The following is a 23,202-nucleotide window of genomic DNA, read 5'->3' as shown; positions in this document are numbered from 1 at the left end:
CAACACACGTTAAAAGCTCACAACTCCTTCATTAATAATGGTTTTAACGCTTTTTATCATAGGTTTACAATTTACTTAATACAGTAAACGAGCTATGAATCTTACCTTTACACAAAAGAAATATTAATTAAAAAACAGAAAATTATGGATAAGAGAATAGCAATTTTGGCAACAGATGGATTTGAAGAAAGTGAATTGAAATCCCCAAAAGAAGCGATGGAGAAAGAAGGATTTAATGTAGATATTGTAAGTCCAAACTCTGGAAAAATTAAAAGTTGGAGCAAAGGAAATTGGAGCAACGAATACGAAGTAGATAAGGTGTTGAAAGATGTGAGTGCTAGCGATTACAATGCCCTAGTATTACCTGGTGGCGTTATTAATCCCGATAAGTTACGTACTAATGAAGATGCTCTTCAATTTATAAGGGATTTCTTTAAACAAAAGAAACCAGTAGCGGCTATCTGCCACGGCCCTTGGTCTTTAATTAATGCAGAAGTTGTAGAAGGTAGAAAAATGACATCGTACGCTTCCATCCGAAAAGATTTGGAGAACGCTGGTGCGCATTGGGTTGATGAGGAAGTTGTTGTTGATGAAGCTTTTGTTACTAGCCGAAATCCAGATGACCTTCCAGCATTCAACAGTAAATTAATTGAGGAAATAAAAGAAGGAAAGCACGAACTGCAACATGCTTAATTAGTTGTAAACAGTAAAACTTCGAAAATAGATTTAGCCGTCAAGGTTAAATCTATTTTTTTTGAAATATGAAAGCCACACTAATTAAAAATACCAAGACTATATATTATTCGAAGTCAATACACGTTATTTCAGGTCGCATCCCCAATCTTCCCGGAAAACCCATCCATCCCAAGCCTCGATTTACATACAAAAATTGGTTGTTCTCCTGATACAGCCCTGCCCATTCACGGTATTTGTATTTAATGGGACTCCATTGCTTTCCAGCAATCGAAACTCCCGCTTGCATTCCGTGTGTGTGCCCAGAAAGCGTCAAGAAAATATCGGGATGATTCAGTACTTCTTCTTTCCAATGGCTCGGGTCGTGGCTTAAAAGTATTTTGGTAGAAACGTCTGTAACATTAGACAAGGCTTTTGGTAAATCGCCATATTGTTTAAACGGTGGCTTCCCCCAATTTTCAACGCCCACAATGGCAACTTCCTGAAAATTTACGATTACGGTTTCGGCTTCATTTAAAAGCAATGTAAACCCTATTTCATTAAAAAAACCTTTAATGGCTTCAAAATTAGTTTGTTTTTCTTCTGGACTTGGCCACACACTATAATCACCATAATCGTGATTTCCCAAAACAGCATATTTGCCTCGTTTTGCTACCAGATTCTTAAAACTATCTTCCCATCCTTTTAGTTCCCACGCATAATTATTAACAAGGTCGCCGGTAAAGAAAATAAAGTCTGGCTCAAGATCATTTATCATTTTTATGGCACGATCAAAGACTTTGTATTGCGAACGAAAGCTGCCTAAATGCAAATCTGAAATCTGAATAATTCGCAGGTTTTTCAAAGCTTCGTTCTTTAGTGTAATATTATATACCTTAAACCTATAAAGCCCTTTTAGTGTGGCATAAACAATAACAAAAAACGGCAAAAAACCCGCCACCAAACCAGCTATTGAGACCCAAATTACGGACTGACTGTCGGAAAAAATATAATTAGAATAATGTAAAAGACTAATAATTACCACAAAGACAATCTTGGGAATAAAGGAGGATACCGTAAGTCCGTACATTGAAGATATAAGCCTTTGGCGTCTGGATGGATCTATATAGCTTAGGCTTAGTTTGAGGATCAAAATAGCAGAAATAAGTCCGAAGGTGAAAAACCAGAAAAGAATTTTTATTAGCGTAGTTAAGAAAGACGAAGGAATTATTTCAAGTATGGATAATAACCAATAATAGGCGGCGGCATCTACCAAAAAGATGAAAACGCATAATAGTACAATTACAAAAAAGTTATAGGCACGCATAATTTTTCAAATAGAATAAAGCTAAAATGACTTAATCTCCTTCACTTCACCAAAATTATCAGTAATGTAAAGGTAGCAATTGAATTAGTTTTAAAATCAAAGAAGGGAAGCGTTTGTGCCTCCCTTCCTTTAAATTTATAATACTTAATTAGTTACTCAATACATCATAGTAACCTAATAACTTCGCAATCACATTTTAACATTTTCGAGCTTTACTTCTTCTGCATTTTTATCGACAAGTTTTACCTCATCAAAGCCCATATTCTTGAATTGCGCAAATTGGGTTTCGGCATCTCCTACCACTACATACGCCATTTTTGATGCATCCAAATACTTATTTGCTAGAGCCTTATGTTCTTCCAAGGTCATATTTCTAACAATAGTTTCTTCGTCTTCAATATAATTATCGGCAAGATTGTACTGGTTTATTTCCTGAAGCATTCCTAACAAAGAAGACTGAGTTTCAAAACGTCGTGCATTCGATTTGATTAGGGCATTTTTAGTAAAATCAAGATCTTCTTTTGAAATTCCTTCTTTATACTTATTAATTTGATCTCTAAAAATTTCAACCGATTCGCCTGTAGTATTGGTACGAACACTAGACGATGCTGTAAAAGTTCCTGGAATTTTACTACCGCTAAAATTGGTTCGAGCGCCATAGGTGTATCCTTTTTCTTCACGAAGAATTAGGTTTAAATTCCCAGAGAAAGAACCTCCCAATTTATAGTTCATAACTTTCAAAGGATAGAAATCGGCGTCGGTTCTTGGAATAGCAACATACCCTATATTTATAACCGATTGTTTTGAATTTGGAATATCAACAAAATACAAAGAAGCCTTATCTCTTGTATTCGCAACTGGATATTCAGGAATGCTAACTTCCTTCGCTGGCCAACGTTCTTCCAACGATTTCAAATTAGTTAGCACAGCATTTTTGTCAACTTTACCTACAATTTGAAATGTACTGATAGAAGGTGAAAAGTTATTATTGTAAAATTCTTTCAAATCCTCCATTGCAATTGCCTTAACTGATTCTACTGTTCCCGAAGTTGGATAACTGAAAATGTGGTCTTCACCATAAAGAATCTTGTCATACACTCGGCTTGCAACGGCATTTGGATTGGCATCAGAACGCTCTATATTGTTAATCGTTTTAGTTTTTACACGAGCCAGTTCTGCTTCATCCCAACGAGGTTCTAGAAGAATTTCAGCTACCAAATCCATTGTCTTTTTCAAATTACGCGTCAAAGTGTTTCCTCTAATTACAATAGACTCTCGTGTGGTGTACATATTGATACTAGCTCCTAATAGTGCAATTTCTTCTTCTAATTGTTCAGGTGTTTTGTTTGCCGTTCCTTCCATCAAAATGTCTGTCATCAAATTAGCCACTCCATTCTTCTCCATATTGTCCATTAAATGACCGCCTTCAATAACTAAACTGAAAGTTGCAACTGGAATTTCATCTTGTTGAATTCCTGAAACTTTCATTCCATTGCTCAAAGTTTGCGTCCACATTTCAGGAATATTCAGTGCTGGTGATTCTCCTGGAGCTGGTTGCAGGGAACGATCAAATTTTGAAGGTGTTTTAACTATTTCGGTAACTGCTTCTTCTACTTCTACAGCCACATTTTCTTTAATTTCTTCTTCTACAACATTTGCCTTTTCAGAATTTTCAGCAATAAGTTCTAGCTGCCCTTTAGGAACAAAACTTGTCATAACGTAAGGTTTTCCTTTTATGTACGTGTCATAAACTCGTTGTACATCTTCCTTTGAAACCTTTTTGATGTTTTCAATGTCTTGGGTAATAAATCCAGGATCGCCTGCAAATACATTGTAATTTGCTAGTTGAAAGGACTTGCCCAACACGCTGCTAATTCCGTTGTAGAACTGTGTTTCAAGCCCTGCTTTTACGCGTTCTATATCGCTATCTGTTATTCCTTCTTTTTCAAATAAGGCAAAGGACTCGTTGATTCCTGCTTCAATTGCGTCTAAGTCTACCCCGTTATTTGCAGTAATGGAAATTCTAAAATCCCCTGCAAGTTCATTAGAACTGTTATAAGCTGTAGTTCTTGAGGTAAGGTCTTTTCCTTTCACTAAAACTTTATACAAAGGAGCCTTTTTTCCTTCGGAAAGAATTTCTTCTAAAACGTCTAGCGCATAGGCATCATCAGTATACTGCTCCAGCGTAGGCCAGACCATTGTTAGTTGTGGCGCAGTTGCAAAATTGTCTTCGTGGTACAATCTTTTTGTTTCGGCAAGGGTTACCCGTTGTGGTTTTAAAGGTTCTACTTCTTGGCGACGTTTAATTTCACCAAAATATTTTTCAATCAATTTTTTGGCTTCGGCTGTATCAAAATCACCTGCAAGGACAAGGGTGGCGTTATTTGGACCATAGAATTTATCATAAAACTCTTTCACATCTTCTACAGTTGCATTTTGTAAATCTTCCAATTCACCTATTACCTGCCAATTGTACGGATGCCCTTCAGGGTACAAGCTTTTATCTATTACATAGCGAGTGTGGCCATACGGATTGTTATCCACACGTTGGCGCTTTTCATTTTGAACTACTTCCTGCTGATTCGTGAAAGCAGCTTGGGTAACTGTATTAATCAAGAATCCCATACGGTCGCTTTCCAGCCACATTACGGTTTCCATTGCGTTTTTAGGAACTACTTCGTAATAAACAGTTCCATCTTTCCAAGTTCCTCCGTTTAAAGTTCCTCCAACATCTTGAATGGTTTTGAAAAATTGATCTTGTGGTACGTTTTCCGATTCTTGAAAAAGCATATGCTCAAATAAGTGGGCGAAACCGGTTCTACCAGTAACTTCACGATTGGAACCCACCCCGTATTGAATGGCGAGTGATACGATTGGATCACTTTTATCTTGGTGAAGAATGACTTCCAACCCATTCTCGAGTTGGTATTTTTCAAAATCTACAGAAAGTTTAGCACTTTCGTCTTGAGTTATGGCTTTGTTGTCATTACACGACATAGTGAATAATGAAAAGACACCAATAGCCAAAATACTGGTTTTAAATGTTTTAATAAGCATAAGCAGATAGGTTGATTTTATGTAAGTTTTAAAGGTACATGAGGCGAGGATGTTTATTCTTAAAAATAAGTTAAATGAACGCTAATCATAACTTTTTGAATTATTCTCAGCCGTCTGTTTTAAAACTATTTAGGGTCTTAGGTTATGAAATTATCCAAACCACCCATCACGGTCAAGGCTACGATATTGAATGGCTTCAGAAATGTGGTTGCCTGTAACATTTTCGGAAGCTTCTAAATCAGCTATGGTTCTTGCGACTTTTAAAATTCGGTCATACGCCCTGGCCGAAAGGTTTAAACGCTCCATTGCGGTTTTTAACAGTTGAAGTGAGGCCCCATCCAGTTTACAGAATTCACGGATTTGCTTCACTCCCATTTGAGCGTTGTAGTGAATATTTTCGTAGTCGCTAAATCGTTCAGACTGTATTTTTCTTGCTTCGGTAACTCGTGCTCTAATAACTATACTGGATTCGCCACGGCGCTCATCACTCAATTTTTCAAAAGGAACTGGTGTTACTTCTATATGAATGTCAATTCGGTCTAAAAGCGGGCCGGAAATTTTGCTTAAATAACGTTGCATCTCAGCTGGGGAAGACATAACCGGCGCATCGGGATCGTTGAAATAACCACCCGGACTCGGGTTCATACTCGCGACCAACATAAAACTAGAGGGATATGTTACTGTGAATTTTGCACGGGAAATAGTAACGTCTCGATCTTCTAAGGGCTGTCGCATTACTTCCAAAACACCTCGCTTAAATTCGGGTAGTTCATCTAAGAATAACACACCATTGTGAGCCAATGAAATCTCGCCAGGTTGTGGGTATTGACCGCCACCAACCAAGGCGACGTCCGAGATTGTATGATGCGGGCTTCTAAAAGGGCGTGAAGTCATTACACCGCCTTTTTCCATAGTGCGACCTGCAACACTGTGAATTTTGGTTGTTTCCAAGCTTTCTTGTAAAGTCATTGGTGGTAATATACTCGGTAACCGCTTGGCAAGCATTGTTTTTCCTGACCCTGGCGGTCCTATTAGAATGATGTTATGACCCCCTGCTGCGGCAATTTCCATACAGCGTTTGATGGATTCCTGTCCTTTCACGTCGGCGAAATCAAATTCTGGGTGTTCCAGGTGATTGTAAAATTCTGCTTCTATATCTACTTCGGTCTTTTCTAAAGGAATATTCTCATTGAAAAAATTGATTAGCTCACTTATATTATCAAGTCCAAAAACCTCTAGACCTTCAACGATTGCTGCTTCTTTTGCATTTTGTTTTGGTAGGATAAAACCTTTAAACCCTTCTTCTTTCGCTTTTATGGCTATTGGCAATGCTCCTCGTATGGGCTGTAGATTTCCGTCGAGGGAAAGTTCGCCCATAATAATATATTCTGACAGCGGGTTTTGCTCCTTTATTTGTTCGGTAGCAATCAATATCCCCATTGCCAACGTGAGGTCGTAAGCAGAACCCTCTTTCCGAAGATCGGCGGGCGACATATTTAAAATAAGTTTCTTTCCAGGGATTTTGTAACCGTTATTTTGAAGAGCGGCTGCGATTCTGTAATTGCTTTCGCGAATAGCATTATCTGGCAAGCCCACTAAATGATAGCCTACCCCTTTATCAACGTTAACTTCAATGGTGATAGTTGTGGCCTCAACTCCAAAAACAGCGCTTCCATAGACTTTTGTAAGCATAGGTTGTAATTTGAATTAAACATAGGGGAGTTTGGAGCAAGTAAGATACTAAAAATGTTTGGTTTCCGATACTTTTTAAAAGCGCTCAGAACTTTTACTTCAAATTTGGCTTTGTCTTAAACTTTGATAAAACTGAAACGAAATCGTGACAATTCAATTGTTTTACGATGTTATTCTAGTGAAAATTCATAAAGTTTTTTTAATAAATATGATTTATTTGAACATTGCTGTATCTTTATTCATTCACATTAAAAAACATCAAAATGATTAAGTCAAAATATCAAAGCGTCTTGGATTTAGGCGAAAAATTAAATATTCAGAACGGAGACGTTAAAGAAGAAAATGGCCAACTGAAAGTATGGGGTACTGCAAAAAACCAGTATGAAAAGAACCTACTTTGGGACGAAATTAAACGTGTAGGCGGCGAAAACCCAACCGATATTATGGCAGATATTAAAGTTGCAGACACTTCTGTATTTGCACATCACACCGTGAAAAGTGGGGAAAGTTTGAGTAAAATCTCAAAACAATATTACGGTGATGCCAATAAATACAATAAAATATTTGAAGCAAACCGTGGGAAATTAAAGTCGGCAGATCTTATTCATCCTGGAGATGAGTTGGTGATTCCGAATATCTAAGCTAGTTCTATATTTTTCAAATAGCGAAAGCCGAGTATAATCTTGAAAAAGAGTGTGCTTGGCTTTTTTAGTTTATATCACTTGCGAATAGCCTTCCAGGACCACTTTGATATCATCACCACTAAAAGTGCAAGAAAACCAACCACCAACCCAACAGCAAATTCAAGAACGAGGGATGGCAATTCGGGTAGAAAACCGTGAAAGAAATCGAGATTGTGAACAAAAATACCACCAGCAACAAATAGTAAGGCTATGGTGCCAATTACACTCAACCCCCTTATAACGTACGGTAGTGCTTTGACGAGTATATTTCCTAAGAATTTAGCAAAACTCTTTTCTTTCTTGCTGCTTGCTATAAGTTTATAGCCCGCCTCATCCATACGAACAATTAACGCTACTATTCCATACACGCCAACTGTGGCAATGAGTGCAATAATACTAACAACCATAATTTGGGTAAGCAAGGGTTGCCCGGCTACACTGCCAAGAGCGATAATTATTATTTCTACAGACAGAATAAAATCGGTAACAATTGCATCCCGCACTCGCACCTTTTCTATTGCCAAAATCTCGGCTTCGGTAAGTCCTTCATCAATCAATGATTCTTTATCGTGTTTGTGAGGAAATAAGAATTCGTAAATTTTCTCGGCTCCTTCATAAGCTAAATAGATTCCTCCCAAAACCAAAATAACAATAATAGCTACAGGTAAAAAAGCTGTTAAAAGGAAGGCTATTGGAAGGATAATAACTTTATTCAATAAAGATCCTTTCGAAATTGCCCACAACACTGGTATTTCTCGCGAAGAGGCAAATCCTGAGGCTTTTTCAGCATTCACAGCTAAATCGTCCCCTAAAATTCCAGCTGTTTTTTTAGCTGCAACTTTACTCATCATGGCTACATCGTCCATTAAGACAGCTATATCATCCAATACTGCGAAAATTCCTGAAGCCATATATTTTTAGTCTTTATTCTTAGTTACGAAGCTATTACTAATGAAAGTTTAAAAGCCGTACATTAAAAAGTTTGCAATGACATTTTGTAGGAAGCAATACAAGTTCAGTTTTTCATTTTTCTTGCATTATTTCAAACATCCCTGTGCAATAGTTTTTGCGACTCAAACCAATCATTAAATATTCAAAAGTAAATAAGTCGTTTTGAATTGGTTTTAATTTACAGAACAATTTAACAGATTTAAAAATAGGGAGCATTAAGAATAACCTTAACGTTTGAAGCGTATTTTTGCCGCAAATAATCGCAATGAAGTTTACAATACTCCAATTCTTTTTAATTTTAGTTCTCTTTTCATATACTAGCTTGGCACAAGAAGATTACAAATCATCTACTCTTGCTGCAAAATGGGAATTAGATTCCACCTCACTTTCAAAAGAAGTTGAATTTAAGCTTTCGCCTTACAAACCAATTTATGTACTGTTTGCCAACTACACTTCAGACGTTAATAAATCGCCCACAGCTAGTAATGCGAGTGAAGTTTCCGATTTGGACATACCTTATAACGCCATTGAAATGAAGTTTCAATTAAGCTTTAAAACCAAGGTAATGCACAATGTGCTTGGAAAAAAATTAGGGGGCGATGTATGGTTTGCGTACACACAAAGTTCGAGATGGCAAGTATTTAATAATTCGCTTTCACGACCTTTTAGAGAAACAAATTATCAGCCTGAAGCGTTTATACTTTTTGCCACCCCTTATCGCATTGGAAAATTTCATAGTGTTTTTACGGGATTTGGTATCAATCACGAAAGCAATGGTCGGGCAGATCCACTTAGCCGAAGTTGGAATAGGGTAATTTTTCAGTTTGGCTGGGAAGTGGAGCAAATACAAGTAATTTTAAAGCCTTGGATTCGACTCCCTGTAGCGGAAGCAAAAGACGATAACCCTGATGTTGGCGACTATATGGGGCGAGCAGAACTTCAATTAAATTATACTATTAACAAGCACGATTTTGAAGTCGCAACAAGACATTCGCTTAGAGGTGGCGACAGAAGTCACGCAAGTTTAAGAATTGACTACTCCTACCCGCTGATTAAAAACCTGAAACTTCACGCACAATTTTTTACAGGATTTGGCGAGAGTATGATTGACTATAATCACAATCAGACTGTTTTTGGATTAGGATTATCCTTGTATTAATTGAGTTTCTTGTTATTGATTTAGACTAATCCAAATCAATAATGAATAATTTCTTTGATAAAGTAGGTACGATTTGACCAAATGAGTTTAAAGCAATAACCATAAAATGAAATCAGCCTCGCTTCTAGCCTATCTTTAGAGGAAAGACAATATGAAGCAAGGCTGATTTTTCAAAAGAACCTTAGTTGGTTAAATCATTTACCACTAATACCGTGTGATAGCTCCAAAACCATTAAATTTTGAAAGCTCTCCTTTTGGAAGAAAAACCACGTCTCCACCAAAATTCATATTGGCTTCGATCATTTCGTCGTAAATATCATCAATTACACCTGTATCGTTTCGCTGTTCTTCAGAAACATAAACTATTTCATCTCCTTTCATAATAGCAGGTTGAAAAAGACCTTGCTCAATGAATAATGTTTGGACTCTTCCTTCTGAAATAGCTCTTCAAATTTCGTTTGTATCACTAACAAATTTGTTCTCGGTTACTGCTTTTTTCAATTCGGCTTTACGGCCGTTGTTCTTTTCAATCACATAATTCTTTACTACTGCCCAGGCATCTTCTACTATTGAATGAGCAGCGTCGTTGATTTTATTTTTATCTAAATACACATCAAAAAGGGTGTTTTTTAAATCGGCAATTTTAATATACTCATTGTAGTTTTCTTCCAAACCACAGATAAATACCGGTAGCGGATTTGATTTTCGCTTTTCATTTACGTCCTTGTCTGCTCGATTAAAAAACTCAATCATCAAATTTGTTCGGCGCGAAGAAACTGAATCGCTTGGGTCGTCTTTCGAAAATTCTTGAATATCTTCAAGTGGGAAAGGATTTCCAATTTCCTTTATTACCTTATCGTTCATAGCTTCAATCAATCTAATTTTCTCTTGACTTAGCACCAAAATATAGTAATGCATTTCTATATGAATAGCTCTAAAAAGATCTCTTGTTGCGAAGGTATCGTCAATTACAACTCGATCTTCCACATTTATAGGCAATCTGACATATTCTGCTGTGTCTTCATTTACGAAAAGCATCAAACTTTCTAGATTTTGACTGTGGTCTAAACTCTTGGCTAAAGAATTCAATTTTTCTAACAACTCATCAGCTTTCTTTTTATCTACATCTGCTGTGAGGCGTGTTTCGACTTCTTTAATGAGGTTTTTAAGACGCAAATCATCATTTAAATACTCAGGTTTTGTTCGGTGTGTGGTCATAATAATTGTAATACAATTTTCCGAACGGATGTCTTTAAGACGTTTTAAGGTTGTTTTCATATATACAATATTTTAGGGTTAACATTTTTGAAACAGCATCTAGACACATTTTTTTCATTACGTCTTCTTCCATCATCAACATCCTTAATATAAGCAATTTATTCGACATTGACTTATAATAAAGGGCTTTTACTAGGATATTGCAGCCTAATTTAAGATGGATGTATTTCTACTTTATTGAATATGAAAATGATAATTACAGAAATCCCAAAACATATCTTTAAACCTAAAAATTTCTATCTAAAACCGATAGTTTATTGAGGTAAAATTCTGATAAAAGAAATAAAAGTTACGAAATCAGTTTTGAGCCTTAGCCGAAAAATTCAAATCCTTAAAAAGGAAGTTTAGAACTATTGAATATACAGAACGCTTATAAAGAAATGTTTGACTACAACTTTTTATTGTTTCTCCTGAAGCGTAGGAAATTTTGCTGGAGTAAGAAGTAAAATAGTTAATGTTACAAGCCCAGCAATTACCATCCCCATATACACATTTTGTGTGGCGGCAAAGAATGTTTCGCGTAGATACAAGCTTACTTCCGAAACAGATTTATGCGATTGAAGCACCTCAACCACTTTGTTTACACTTGGAAGTTCTGCTTGCAGATTTGCAGGAGCAGTATCAATTCTATCGGTAAGTACTGAATTAAATATAGCTGCAAATACTGCCGCCCCAATACTTTGTCCAAAATAGCGAGAGAACATACTTGTGCCCGTTACCACTCCGCGCTGCTCCCAAACTACGGTAGATTGAATTCCGACCAACAAAGGCGTGGTTATAAGCCCGAAACCTGCTCCCAGTGTCATTTGTATCGCCACTAGCGCCCAAACGGGACCTGGAAAAGGCAAGAACAGGAAACTTGAAGCCCCTAAAATAACTATGGTAATTCCGCAGAGTGCAGTATTCCGAAAACCAATGCGCAAGTATAAATTTCCAGATAAAGCTGATGAAAGCGGCCAAGTAATGCTCATACTTGCCAAAATAAATCCAGCTGCCATCGCCCCAACGCCTGTAACCGACTGCGCAAAAACAGGTAGAAACATACTCGGGCCCATTGTGGCTATTCCCATTCCGATAGTTGCGAGATTAGACCCTAAAATTATTCGTTTTTTCCAGACCCAGCTTGGTAAGATAGGTTCTTCTGCGCGGCGTTCAATCCTCACGGTGATATAAATCATCACCATCGCTATTAGAATTATTATCAACGTATTCTGAGAAAACCACGGCCAAGCTTGCCCACCTTGAAGCAGTCCAAACATGATTATACTTCCTGTAATAAGCATTGCAGCGGCACCGGCCCAATCAATTTTATGCCGTTTAGACACTTTATTCTCTTTAAGAAAATAGGCTATCAAAGCTATAGACCCAGCTCCCAATGGAATGTTTATCAAAAATATCCATCGCCACGAAGCGTAGTCAGCCAAGGCGCCACCAATAGCAGGGCCTAAGATTGCTGAAATACCCCAAACACTGGATAGCCAACCTTGAATTTTGGCGCGCTGTTTAATTGTATAAATATCGCCGGCTATAGTATTTACCGTAGCCATTATTGCCCCCGCTCCTACTGCTTGCACTCCTCTAAAAACAATCAAGGAATACATATTCCAAGCTGCGCCACAAGAAGCCGAGCCTATTACGAAAATTACAATTCCGAATATTAAAATTGGTTTGCGGCCATAAATATCTGCCAATTTCCCATAAACGGGAATGGTGATAGTTTGGATGAGTAAATAAATGGAAAACAACCAACTGAACAGCGAAAAACCGCCAAGATCACCCACAATTTGAGGAATGGCTGTGGCGACTATAGTAGCGTCCATAGCGGCCAAACTCATTGTAAGCATTAGCGCAATCAAGATCCAATCCCGACGCATTTCTTTCACGGGTTTTTCCTGCATTTTTCTGTTTCTGGAATTTTGGGCAAAGGTAGCAGTTTGGCGAAATTGAGACATACTTTAATGCTATTCTTTCCAAAGCAGAAAAGACAGATTTTAAAATTCAAAATTTGCGCTGTCAAAAAGCAACTATGCTTGTTTGTTCGAGCGAGGTCGATAATTTTATGTTCTTAGCTTCCAATTAGGTCTCGACTGCCCGCCAGGTTAATCTTTCGGGCTGGCGATCGACCTGACAAACCAAATGTTTTTCGCCTTTTAACAACCTTCTTATTCACACATATCTTTTAAATATAAATTCAGAGTATCGAATCTAGCCTATTTTAAAAAAATCATCATCTAATTGATGTTTTAACTTAAGTTAGTATCTTATTCCACAAAATCAATTTGTTATGATAAAAAATCTCACTCTCTTTATAATCCTACTTTTCTCACTAAATTCTTTTGGTCAAAACTTTGAAAGAAATTGGAAGAAGGTAATTGAATATGAAGAAGTTGGCAGTATTAAATCGGCTTTCAAGGAGGTAAACAAAATTTATAAAAAGGCAAAAAGAAGAGGAGATGAGCTGGAAATAATCAAAACTTTTTTCTTTCGATCCAAGTATATTCAAAAGCTTGAGGAAGATGCACAAAGTCTCATTATCAAAAACATTAAGTCTGATATAGCCGAAATTTCCGAGCCAAACAAAGCTGTTCTAGAATATATTTACATTACTTCTCTTAATGACTATTTACGGAGGAACAAATATCAAATCCAAGGAAGAACAGCTACTGAATCTACTTTTAATCCCGACTTCCAGAGTTGGAGTCTTCCCGATTTTGAAAGAGAAGTAGATTTTTACATTTCTAAATCGCTCGCAAATAAAAACAGTTTAAAAAACACAGCTTTAATAGATTTTGAATCTATTTTATATTTTGAAAAGCTAGCGCTTCTCGAGAACCGAAATTTATATGAATTTCTTCTTGAAAAATACATTGAGATTTACGCCTCTCACATAAACCGTTGGGATGAGGTACCGCCTCTTTTCTCTACAATAAAGCAATCCGTTCTTGGAGAATCTTCTGAATTTACATCATTAAAGTTCGATTCGTTACCAGACAGCAACCTCAAAAAAACGACATTGCTGTATCAGGAATTGGAACGCAGCAATCTTACCGACAGGCGATACGAGCTGAAAAGATTACAATTTTTCGACACCTATGTTTACAAGGATTCAGAGGGCTTTTTACAGATTTTAACCCGTTTTCAGAATGCTACTAAGAAAACTGAATTACGCCAGGAAGTACAACTACTCCGCGCCAATCTCTATTCAAAATTAGCATCAAAAGACAAACATCCTGAATACAACAAAACAGCAATTCAAGTCTTGGATAGCATCCTCAAAATAGAATCGAGGTCGAATACTTATAAGTTAGCCTTTATTAAAAAGGAGCAAATACTTTCAAAAGAAATAAAGGTGAAATTGCAAAGGTTCGTTTATGAAGGAGAAAATACCAGGGCATTTGTGAATTTCAAAAATGCGGATAGCTTATTCCTAAAAGCATATAAAGTTTCAAACGATTTTGAAATTCCCAACAACGCCTTCCAACGTGATAGTTGGATTACTAATATTATCAGAAATGGGAACCAGCAACAACCAACTTCATATAAACTTCCTAATAAGGAGGATTTTTTCGAATACAGCACCGAGATTTTATTGCCCCTACTGCCAAAAGGAACCTACTTAATGCTTTTTGAAGCTGATAAATCAGGCTTTAATAAAACCGACAACTTTAATTATTTATTTGTAACCGTATCCGATTTCTCGGTTCTTCAGAAAAGTAGAAATAATGTAGATTATCTACAGGTGGTAGATAGAAAAACAGGGCAACCAAAAAAGGACGTTTCAATAGCGTTTGCAAACACCAAAGTAAAAACCAACGAACAAGGAACGGTCGCTGTAGAAAATTGGAAACCACATATTGGCAACAACAGAAATTCACTTGCAGAAGTCACCAATGCCACCGATACCCTAAATGTAAATTTCCACCGAGGATACTATAAGAAATACAATAACGACGATTACGAAGCTTATTTTGGGAAAGTGCAATTTTTTCTAGATCGAGCCATTTATAGACCTGGACAAAAAGTATATGTAAAAGGGATTGCGCTTCAAAAGAAAAACGGCGTAAAAAGCACAGTGCCTAATTTGACAGTTTATGTTGAAATATCCGATCCAAATTACAATACTGTAAAAGAACTTGAAATACAAACCAATGAATTTGGCTCCTTCACTTTTGAATTTATCATCCCGAAAGACGGCCCAACAGGAAGATATTCCATTGAGGTTGACGAACCCGACAATATAGAAAATGACCCTTTATACAACGAAGAAGATGAAGAACATTTATTTTGGGATTTTGTGGATTTTAATTTCTCTGCAGTTAATTTCAATGTAGAAGAATACAAACGGCCAACTTTTAAAATTGAATTTGAACCCATTAAGGAAACTGTTGTAGTAAATCAAGAAGTAACTGTTTCAGGAAAAGCAACTGCCTTTTCGGGTGTTAACCTCGATGCTTCAAAAGTGATTTATCGGGTTGAAAGAAACTCTTACCCCAGTTATTGGCGAACCTATTATTCCGAAGAAACCAAAACCATAGCCGAAGGAGAGACAATTACAGAAGATGACGGCAGCTTCAAAATTGATTTCACGGCCATCCCGTATTCCTCGATGGACAAAAAGGAATTGCCCGTGTTCCATTATACAGTCTATGCAGATATAACCGATGCTCGCGGTGAAACCCAAAGTTCACAAACTACAGTGAAAGTTGGCTACCATAATTTAGCCCTTACTGCAGTTATTCCTCAACTTATAAATACAAAAAACGAAAACGTGCTTACCCTAAACAGCACCAACCTTAACGGCGAATTTTTAGCTACAAAAGGAAAAGTCGAAATTTATTATCAATCAAAAATAGAATCTAAATTTAAAGATCGTGTATTTCCCAATCCAGAAATACCTGGTTTTACTGAAGAGGAATTTGAAAAACTCTTTCCGTTTGAAAAGAATACGAATTCTGAAAAACAATTAGAAGTTTTAGTGTTTTCAAAAGAAATAAATACTGAAACCGAAAACGAGCTGTCATTGGATTTCCTTAAAGAAAAAGCAATCGGGAATTACAAGCTGGTTTTTTCAGCAGTAGATACAGAAGACAATTTAATTAAAACCTCATCGGAGTTTAAAGTTATTCATTCTGATACAGACTTGGTAAATAAGCTTTTTACACTTACTCAAAAAAACGATAATCCATTTAAAGATGGTTTTGCTGAATTGGAAGTCAGATCAGAAATCAAAACCATTTTTCTGAATGTTTCGAATAATGGTACTTCTTCTTCTGAAATACTTCACATAAAATTAGAAGACGGCTATTCCAAAATACGTATCCCAATCGATTCGAAAAGAACCGACAACGTAAACCTATCGTTTGAAAGCTATTTTGAAAACCAACTGTTTACGGAATCTTTTCCAATTGCAAAGAAAGAATCGGGGGAAATAAATATCGCCATCAAGACTTTTAGAAATAAAATTGAACCAGGAAGCAAGCAAACATGGAGCTTTAGCATCACTAAAAAAGACAAAGCCACAGAAGCCGAAGTGCTTGCCTCTATGTACGACAGTTCTTTAGACCAGTTTAAGGTAGAAGATTGGAATAAACTAAACTTCCGGCATTACTATGGATATTCCAATTATTCAAGGACGTCGAATCTTAGCAACAGTGACTCGTACACACGATTAAGAAATCTGAATTCAGAGCTTCCTAGATTTCAGTTTTCCAATAACAATGTAGATATATTCTGGTTTGGGTTTGATTTTGCTAATCCCAGTAATAACTTAATTTTCAAACATTCAAAAAAAGCTATTTCTAAAATTCCTTCAAATGCATCAACAGTTTACGGCATTATTACCGATGATAGCGGACTCCCCTTGCCTGGGGCCAATGTAATCGTGAAAGGAACAAATCGTGGCACACAATCAGATTTTGATGGATACTATTCCATAGATGTAGCTCAAGGCGAAGAACTCGTTTTTTCGTATGTCGGATTCGATACGCAAGAAATAAATGTGAAATCAGACGAATATGACATCTCCCTAGATCCAGGCGCTTCATTAGAAGAAGTGGTGGTTACTGGATATTCAAGTAGTGAAAAAACCGTACAAACCTCTGCTATAGTAAGTTACAAGATAGATGACATTCTAGCCGGAAAAGTATCTGGAGTAACAATCAACCAAGAAACTGGAAAACCAGGTCAAGGAGCAACTGTAAAAATTCGCGGTTCTGGCTCGTTGAGTCCAGGCACTTCCAATGTACTAGCAATAATTGATGGCGTTCCCGTTAATTCAGACAAGAATTCAGAGGACACCGCAGATATTTTAGCATCCTTAAATAATGATGACATCGCGAATATCAGTATTTTAAAAGGAAATGAAGCTACAGCGTTATATGGTTCCAGAGGAGCTAACGGTGTGATTATTATAACCACAAAAAGTGGTTTGCAAGAATTAACCGAGGTTAAAACCCGTACAAATTTTAATGAAACCGCATTTTTTGAACCTCAACTTAGAACAGACAAAAAAGGAAACATCAGCTTCAACTTTACAAGTCCCGAAGCTCTGACTCAATGGAAACTCCGGCTGCTTGCTCATAACAAAAAGGCCGAATCTGGATATTTGGAGAATTTTGTAATCACTCAAAAAGAGTTGATGATTGTTCCAAATATGCCTCGGTTTTTCAGGGAGAAAGATAGTATTTCGATATCGGCACGGATTTCCAATCTGACTTCAGAAAACAAAACAGGAATAGCAATGTTGCAGCTTTTCGATGCTGTTAGCATGAAGCGAATAGATATAGAAATGGGTAATGAAATAAACCATCGCAATTTTCAAACCTCAGCAAAAGGCAATACTACAGTGTCTTGGAAAATCAGAATTCCAGAGGGAGTTCAAGGAGTTCAGTATAAGGTGGTCGCAAAATCAGGTAAGTTTACAGATGGAGAAGAAAACCTAATTCCCGTTCTAACCAATACTATTTTGGTGACAGAGAGTATTCCTATTTGGGTAAGAGGAAACACCACAAAAGAATACAGTTTTGAAAAATTGAAAAATAACACCTCCACTACGCTCAAAAACCACCAACTTACTTTAGAATACACTTCAAACCCAACTTGGTTGGCAATACAAGCATTACCCTATTTAATAGAATATGAACACGATTGTTCCGAACAGGTATTTGCGAGGTTTTATGCCAATTCCATAGCTTCCGAAATCTTAAATAGTAACCCTAGAATAGCCGCCTATTTTAAAACAAAAGAACCTCTAGACTTAAAGTCAGAATTGGAGCAAAACGAAGAACTGAAATCTATCATACTTTCTGAAACACCATGGTTTAGAGATTCCGAATCTGAAGAAGAAAAAAAGGCGAGATTGGCATTGTTTTTCAACTTAGACAAATTACAAGAATCGCAAGAATCCACTTTTAAAAAATTGCAGAATCAACAAATGGCTAATGGAGCATTTCCGTGGTTTGAAGGTGGTAGAGAAAGTGAGTTTATCACACGTTATATAGTTGCTGGCTTTGGAAAACTAAACAAACAAACAGATTCAATTGCTTTCGATTACAAAGCCATTACCGACAAAGCGATACGTTTTTTGGATAACAAAACGGAAAAAAGATACTATAAAAATAAAGGTCTAACAAACTTCAATTCGTTTCTTAATATTAGAAAAACGCATTATTTATATACTAGAAGCTTTTATTTAAAGAGCAATAAGATTTCAGATTCACTACAACTAGCTATTGACAAAGACTTGGCTTCACTCAAGGATAATTGGCTGCAAACTTCCTTATTTCAGAAAGCAATGGCAGCTATTGTTCTCCATCGGTTTGGAGATTCTAAAACAGCTGAAAAAATAATTAATAATTTAAAGGAAACATCATCCAATAATGAAGATTGGGGAATGTATTGGATAGAAAATAAGCCAGGTTGGTATTGGTATAACGCTCCAATAGAAACACAAGCTCTCTTAATTGAAGCCTTTTCAGAAATAGAAAACGATCGAAAATCGGTTGAAGCTATGAAAGTTTGGTTGCTAAAGAATAAGCAGGTAAAACATTGGTCATCTACCAAATCTACTACGGAAGCAATAAACTCCATGCTTCAATATGGAAAAGATTGGACCGATGTAAAGGACAAAACAAAGTTCAAACTGGGCGATTCCAAATTATTGAAACAAAAGCTAGCTGAAGTAGAAAAAGAAGTAGAAACAGGATATTTTAAACTCAACTTTAAACCTTCAGAAATTCAAAAGGATATGGCGGATTTATCAATTAATAATAAATCTGATGTTCCTGGTTTTGGCGGATTTTACTGGCAATATTTCGAACAGGCCGATAAAATTGAATCAAATTCAGATAAACCATTAAGTATTAAAAAAGAGCTTTATCTAAAAAAGAATACTTCTACCGGGCAACAACTTCAACGTATAACAGAAGAGAATCAGCTTAAGTTAGGTGATTTGATTACAGTACGCTTAATTATTGCTACAAAGGAAAATATGGAATTCGTTCATTTAAAAGATATGCGAGCTTCAGCCTTCGAACCGGTTGATGTGCTTTCAGAATATGAATATAAAGATGGACTAGGATATTACAAGAGCACCCGTGATGCTGCGACACACTTCTTTTTTGATAACATAAGCAAAGGGACTTACGTTCTTGAATATGATGTGCGGGCAAATAATATCGGCAATTTTTCTAATGGTATTACCACAATCCAGAGTATGTATGCCCCAGAATTCGGTGATCATTCTGAGGGAATTCGGGTGACTATTTTAGAATAAACAATAAAAGCTCTAAATCGAATATAATGGGAAATAAAAATTAGATGTTTTCTGTCTGATGGAGCGCAGTCGAGACCTTTTGACTATGATTACGACGAAATCGGAAAATGTAAATCAATTACTTTTAATTACTTGAAATAGTAAAGACTCAATTACGAACATCCAAAAAATATCGTGTAATCAATAAAATCGCAAATCTAAACCCTTGTTTCACAATAGCGACTGTTATGGATTTAGCTCATTCTTGAAAGGCATCAAACTATTGATCCTCATCAACCCTTATCAAGAAACTCACAATTCTATCATTCACTGTGGAGGCTTGATCTATCGATAAAAAATGGCCTGCATTGCTTATTACTTCACCTTCTCCTCTTGGTATATCTTCTTTAGCGAGTCGGATGGTTTTTTCGTTGTTAATTATATCATCGTCGCCGATTAGCACCAAAACTGGCATTCTAAGCTTTTGGAAATCATCCTTGGAAAACGGCGTCATCTTAATCATAAACTTATTAATAGAATCTTTTTCTGTTGCAATAAGATATTGATCCAAATACTTCTTTTCTATGTTGCCAACGTTTGTAGACATCGTTTCCAAAGAACGTATCGTCTTTTTCTCTTGAGAAGAGAAAATGTTAACAATATTCTTTAACAATCCAACGCTCGGTCGAATCCAAATAAACGTCTGTGCTGGACTTAACAACACCATGCTTTTAATTTTTTCTTGATTATGTAACGCCAAATTCACAGCTATCCATCCACCGCGAGAAGCGCCGACCAAGTGATAAGATTCCAATTGTAAAGCATTGAAAACTTCTTGATACCACAATGAAATATCATCTATTTTTTCAAACTCAGCTGTTTTAAAAGATTTACCTGGCTCGATTATTAAATCTATCGCGAAAACTCGGTATTCAGCAGCCAAGGCTTTTGCGTTTGGATACCACATTGTAGAACTAGCATTCATTCCGTGAAGCAATACTAAAGGCTCTCCATTTTTAGGACCACTTACAACAACATGCGCCGTGCCGTATGAAGTTGGAATATAGAGTTCGTCATAATCTATATCCCACAGCGACAATGCCTCGTCATACGCCTCAAAATAGGCTTTGTATTCTGCTGATGGCTGGGTAATATATTCAGGCTTTTCAGTGTATTTCATATATTCCTTTTCACAATTTGTGAAAAAGATAAAAACAACGAAAAGACTAAGTATTTTTATAAATTTCATCATTAATAATCGTTTATTACAAATGTAACCGATATACAGTTGCTCTATTAAAACTATGTAACATCTTAACGAATTTATAACTCACAGGCTTCAATCTTCAAAATAAAAACGTAATTGAATATAAAAAGCCACAAACCCTATTTATTAGGATTTATGGCTTTTAATAATTTCAGCAATTACGATGCGAGAATTTTACTTAGACAATGTTAATTCATCAATAATATGAGTAGCTCCAGCAAGCTTGTCAATTAAAAACAATACATAACGAATATCTACACTGATAGTGCGTTGTAGGTTTTCATCAAAAATAACATCACCTGCCATAGCTTCAATGTTTCCATCAAAAGCAAGACCGATAAGTTCTCCTTTTCCATTTAAAACAGGAGAGCCAGAGTTTCCTCCAGTAATATCATTATCAGATAAAAAGTTTACGGGCAAATGACCGTCTTTATCTGCATATTGACCAAAGTCTTTCTTTTCGTATAAGTCGATAAGCTTTTTAGGCATGTCAAATTCATCATCGCCAGGTTGGTATTTAGCGACAGTTCCTTTTAAGGTAGTGTAGTAATTTTCTTTTGCATCATTTCGCTCATCTACTGGAAGTGAGTTAACTTTTCCGTATGAAAGTCTTAAAGTGCTGTTAGCATCAGGATAGTATTTTTTATCAGGATTTTGAAGTCTCATTCCTTGAACCATCAATCTATAAGCACGTTGAAAGTCGTTTTCCCACTCTTTCTGCTCTTCAGACTTATAACGATATCTGTTAAGAAGGGCTATTGATAGATTATACAATGGGTCGTTCTGTAATCTAGCTGCATCTGGATTGTCCAAAAATGCATTCAATTTTTCTTTTGATTGAAAAATGCTGTTTTGAAATGAAGTTGTAAGATACTTTTCCCAGTCTTCAACTTTATTACCATTAGTTGCTGCAATTTCTGCTACTTCCGAAGCTGGATTATGGGCCTTTTCGTTATAAAGACTCAATTGAGCTGCAAGCATATCTCTTTCTAACGGAAGGTGAAGTCCGTCGTAAAGATTTTCAATTTCAGTTTCTAATTTAGGACGAAGTTCTTCTTTTTTGGCATCATTTTGTTCTGCGTAATATTCAAGCGATTTACCCAAACGATACGGAATGGTAGCCGAACGAGTTCTAAGCAGAAGTCTTAGGTAGTTATCGTGTCGGCTAATTTCATTTGTTTTTTTATAGTAATCGTTGATAATAGGCATTACCTCGGCATACTTTCTATTTTTCTTTTTAGAAGCCCATTTTTGAAAGCTTTTTTCATCGGCATATTTGGTTTTTGCCGTTTCGTGTTGCTTCAAAGCATCGATCATTCCTTGGCGGTTTTTCCAATAATTTGCAATACCCGCATAGCTAGAAGCGTAGTCAAGGTTAACTTGCTGATCTTTTTTCATATACTTCTCCATAACATCCATAGAAGTCCTAGAAGCTTCTACCCAAGCAGGATAAGCATAGTTTGTATTTTGCTCAATTCCAGCACCAGGCATCCAACGGTTTGTTCTACCTGGATACCCTAAAATCATAGCAAAATCGTTGTCTTTAAATCCTTTTAAACTTGTTGTTAAGTGATATTTTGGCTCCAAAGGCACATTGTCTTCTGAATATTCAGCAGGGTTTCCGTCTTTATCGGCATAAACCCTAAATAGTGCAAAGTCACCAGTATGCCTTGGCCATTCCCAGTTGTCTGTGTCGCCACCAAATTTTCCGATACTTTTTGGAGGAGTACCTACCAAACGAACATCTGTATAATCTTGATACACGAAATAATAAAATTCATTGCCATTATAGAATGACTTTACCGAAACGGTATATTTTCCGTCTTCGTTATTTTCCATTTCAATTTTCGCGATTTCTTGATTGATTGCCGCCTCGCGTTCAAGCTCAGTCATTTCATCGTTTACGCGAGCTAGAATACGTTTAGAAACATCGTCCATTCTAACAAAGAAACGTACCGAAAGATTTTTAGGTTTCAATTCTTCTTTGTGATTCGCCGCCCAAAATCCATTGGTTAAATAATCATTTTCAGCAGTTGAGAGTTCGGCTATATTACCATAACCGCAATGGTGATTGGTCAAAACCAAACCTTTGTTTGAAATAATTTCTGCTGTACATCCGCCGCCAAATTGTACAATCGCATCTTTAAGGCTAGCATTGTTTACACTATAAATTTCTTCTGGAGTAAGCTGAAGCCCCATTTTCTGCATATCGACATAGTTAAGTCGTTTTATATGCATCAAGAACCACATACCTTCGTTGGCATGAATTGGCAAGGCAAAAACAGCAACAATTAAACTAATAAAAAACTTTTTCATTAAAAAGGAGTTTGTAATTAATAATGATTTCAAGGTTTACTGTGCAAA

Annotated in this window: 13 protein-coding genes; 4 read left to right on the top strand and 9 right to left on the bottom strand. The window is 36.5% G+C overall.

Annotation, left to right across the window (positions count from 1 at the left end; genetic code table 11):
• Positions 1-144 precede the first annotated feature (144 nt).
• Positions 145-693: a type 1 glutamine amidotransferase domain-containing protein gene (locus BLW28_RS06850; protein WP_073217041.1), complete on the top strand. Its 549-nt coding sequence runs from the start codon at positions 145-147 to the stop codon at positions 691-693.
• A gap of 106 nt (positions 694-799) precedes the next feature.
• Here BLW28_RS06850 and BLW28_RS06845 read toward each other — a convergent pair whose 3' ends face one another.
• The 3 genes from BLW28_RS06845 to BLW28_RS06835 form a co-directional block, all read right to left on the bottom strand.
• Positions 800-1,999 (bottom strand): metallophosphoesterase, encoded by a 1,200-nt coding sequence (locus tag BLW28_RS06845; protein WP_073217045.1) that lies wholly within the window; start codon positions 1,997-1,999, stop codon positions 800-802.
• 189 nt (positions 2,000-2,188) lie between these two features.
• Positions 2,189-4,996 carry a M16 family metallopeptidase gene (locus tag BLW28_RS06840; RefSeq protein WP_394331657.1) on the bottom strand — a complete coding sequence of 936 codons (2,808 nt, stop codon included), beginning with the start codon at positions 4,994-4,996 and terminating at the stop codon, positions 2,189-2,191.
• A gap of 210 nt (positions 4,997-5,206) precedes the next feature.
• Positions 5,207-6,748, bottom strand: a complete 1,542-nt coding sequence (locus tag BLW28_RS06835; RefSeq protein WP_073217051.1) for a YifB family Mg chelatase-like AAA ATPase — start codon at positions 6,746-6,748, stop codon at positions 5,207-5,209.
• Positions 6,749-7,011: 263 nt separating this feature from the next.
• On the opposite strand from BLW28_RS06835, the gene BLW28_RS06830 reads away from it, so the two are divergent.
• On the top strand, positions 7,012-7,389 hold the full coding sequence (locus tag BLW28_RS06830) for a LysM peptidoglycan-binding domain-containing protein (protein ID WP_073217054.1): 378 nt from the start codon (positions 7,012-7,014) through the stop codon (positions 7,387-7,389).
• Positions 7,390-7,466: 77 nt separating this feature from the next.
• Here BLW28_RS06830 and BLW28_RS06825 read toward each other — a convergent pair whose 3' ends face one another.
• Positions 7,467-8,342 (bottom strand): DUF808 domain-containing protein, encoded by an 876-nt coding sequence (locus BLW28_RS06825; RefSeq protein WP_073217057.1) that lies wholly within the window; start codon positions 8,340-8,342, stop codon positions 7,467-7,469.
• A 305-nt stretch (positions 8,343-8,647) separates the two neighbouring features.
• Between BLW28_RS06825 and BLW28_RS06820 the strand changes: the two genes are divergently transcribed.
• Positions 8,648-9,541, top strand: a complete 894-nt coding sequence (locus tag BLW28_RS06820; RefSeq protein ID WP_073217060.1) for a phospholipase A — start codon at positions 8,648-8,650, stop codon at positions 9,539-9,541.
• Between the two features lie 204 nt (positions 9,542-9,745).
• Here the strand turns inward: BLW28_RS06820 and BLW28_RS15990 are convergent, their stop codons facing one another.
• The 3 genes from BLW28_RS15990 to BLW28_RS06810 form a co-directional block, all read right to left on the bottom strand.
• Positions 9,746-9,922: a hypothetical protein gene (locus BLW28_RS15990; RefSeq protein ID WP_234946452.1), complete on the bottom strand. Its 177-nt coding sequence runs from the start codon at positions 9,920-9,922 to the stop codon at positions 9,746-9,748.
• A 66-nt stretch (positions 9,923-9,988) separates the two neighbouring features.
• Positions 9,989-10,819 (bottom strand): baeRF3 domain-containing protein, encoded by an 831-nt coding sequence (locus tag BLW28_RS06815; protein WP_234946453.1) that lies wholly within the window; start codon positions 10,817-10,819, stop codon positions 9,989-9,991.
• A gap of 398 nt (positions 10,820-11,217) precedes the next feature.
• Complete coding sequence (locus tag BLW28_RS06810; RefSeq protein WP_234946454.1) at positions 11,218-12,771, bottom strand: MDR family MFS transporter; 1,554 nt, start codon at positions 12,769-12,771, stop codon at positions 11,218-11,220.
• Between the two features lie 332 nt (positions 12,772-13,103).
• Here BLW28_RS06810 and BLW28_RS06805 point away from each other — a divergent pair, with 332 nt between their 5' ends.
• Complete coding sequence (locus BLW28_RS06805; RefSeq protein WP_073217063.1) at positions 13,104-19,592, top strand: alpha-2-macroglobulin family protein; 6,489 nt, start codon at positions 13,104-13,106, stop codon at positions 19,590-19,592.
• Between the two features lie 259 nt (positions 19,593-19,851).
• Here BLW28_RS06805 and BLW28_RS06800 read toward each other — a convergent pair whose 3' ends face one another.
• Both BLW28_RS06800 and BLW28_RS06795 read right to left on the bottom strand, forming a co-directional pair.
• A complete protein-coding gene (locus tag BLW28_RS06800) occupies positions 19,852-20,823 on the bottom strand; it encodes an alpha/beta fold hydrolase (protein ID WP_244885843.1) in 972 nt (323 codons plus the stop codon).
• 189 nt (positions 20,824-21,012) lie between these two features.
• Positions 21,013-23,154, bottom strand: coding sequence for a S46 family peptidase (locus tag BLW28_RS06795; protein WP_073217071.1), 2,142 nt, complete (start codon positions 23,152-23,154; stop codon positions 21,013-21,015).
• Positions 23,155-23,202 lie beyond the last annotated feature (48 nt).

The sequence above is a fragment of the Aequorivita viscosa genome, from assembly GCF_900106795.1.
Classification (GTDB): domain Bacteria; phylum Bacteroidota; class Bacteroidia; order Flavobacteriales; family Flavobacteriaceae; genus Aequorivita; species Aequorivita viscosa.
Note: the sequence above shows the minus strand (reverse complement) of the source record. Positions and strands in the feature narration are given on the sequence as shown.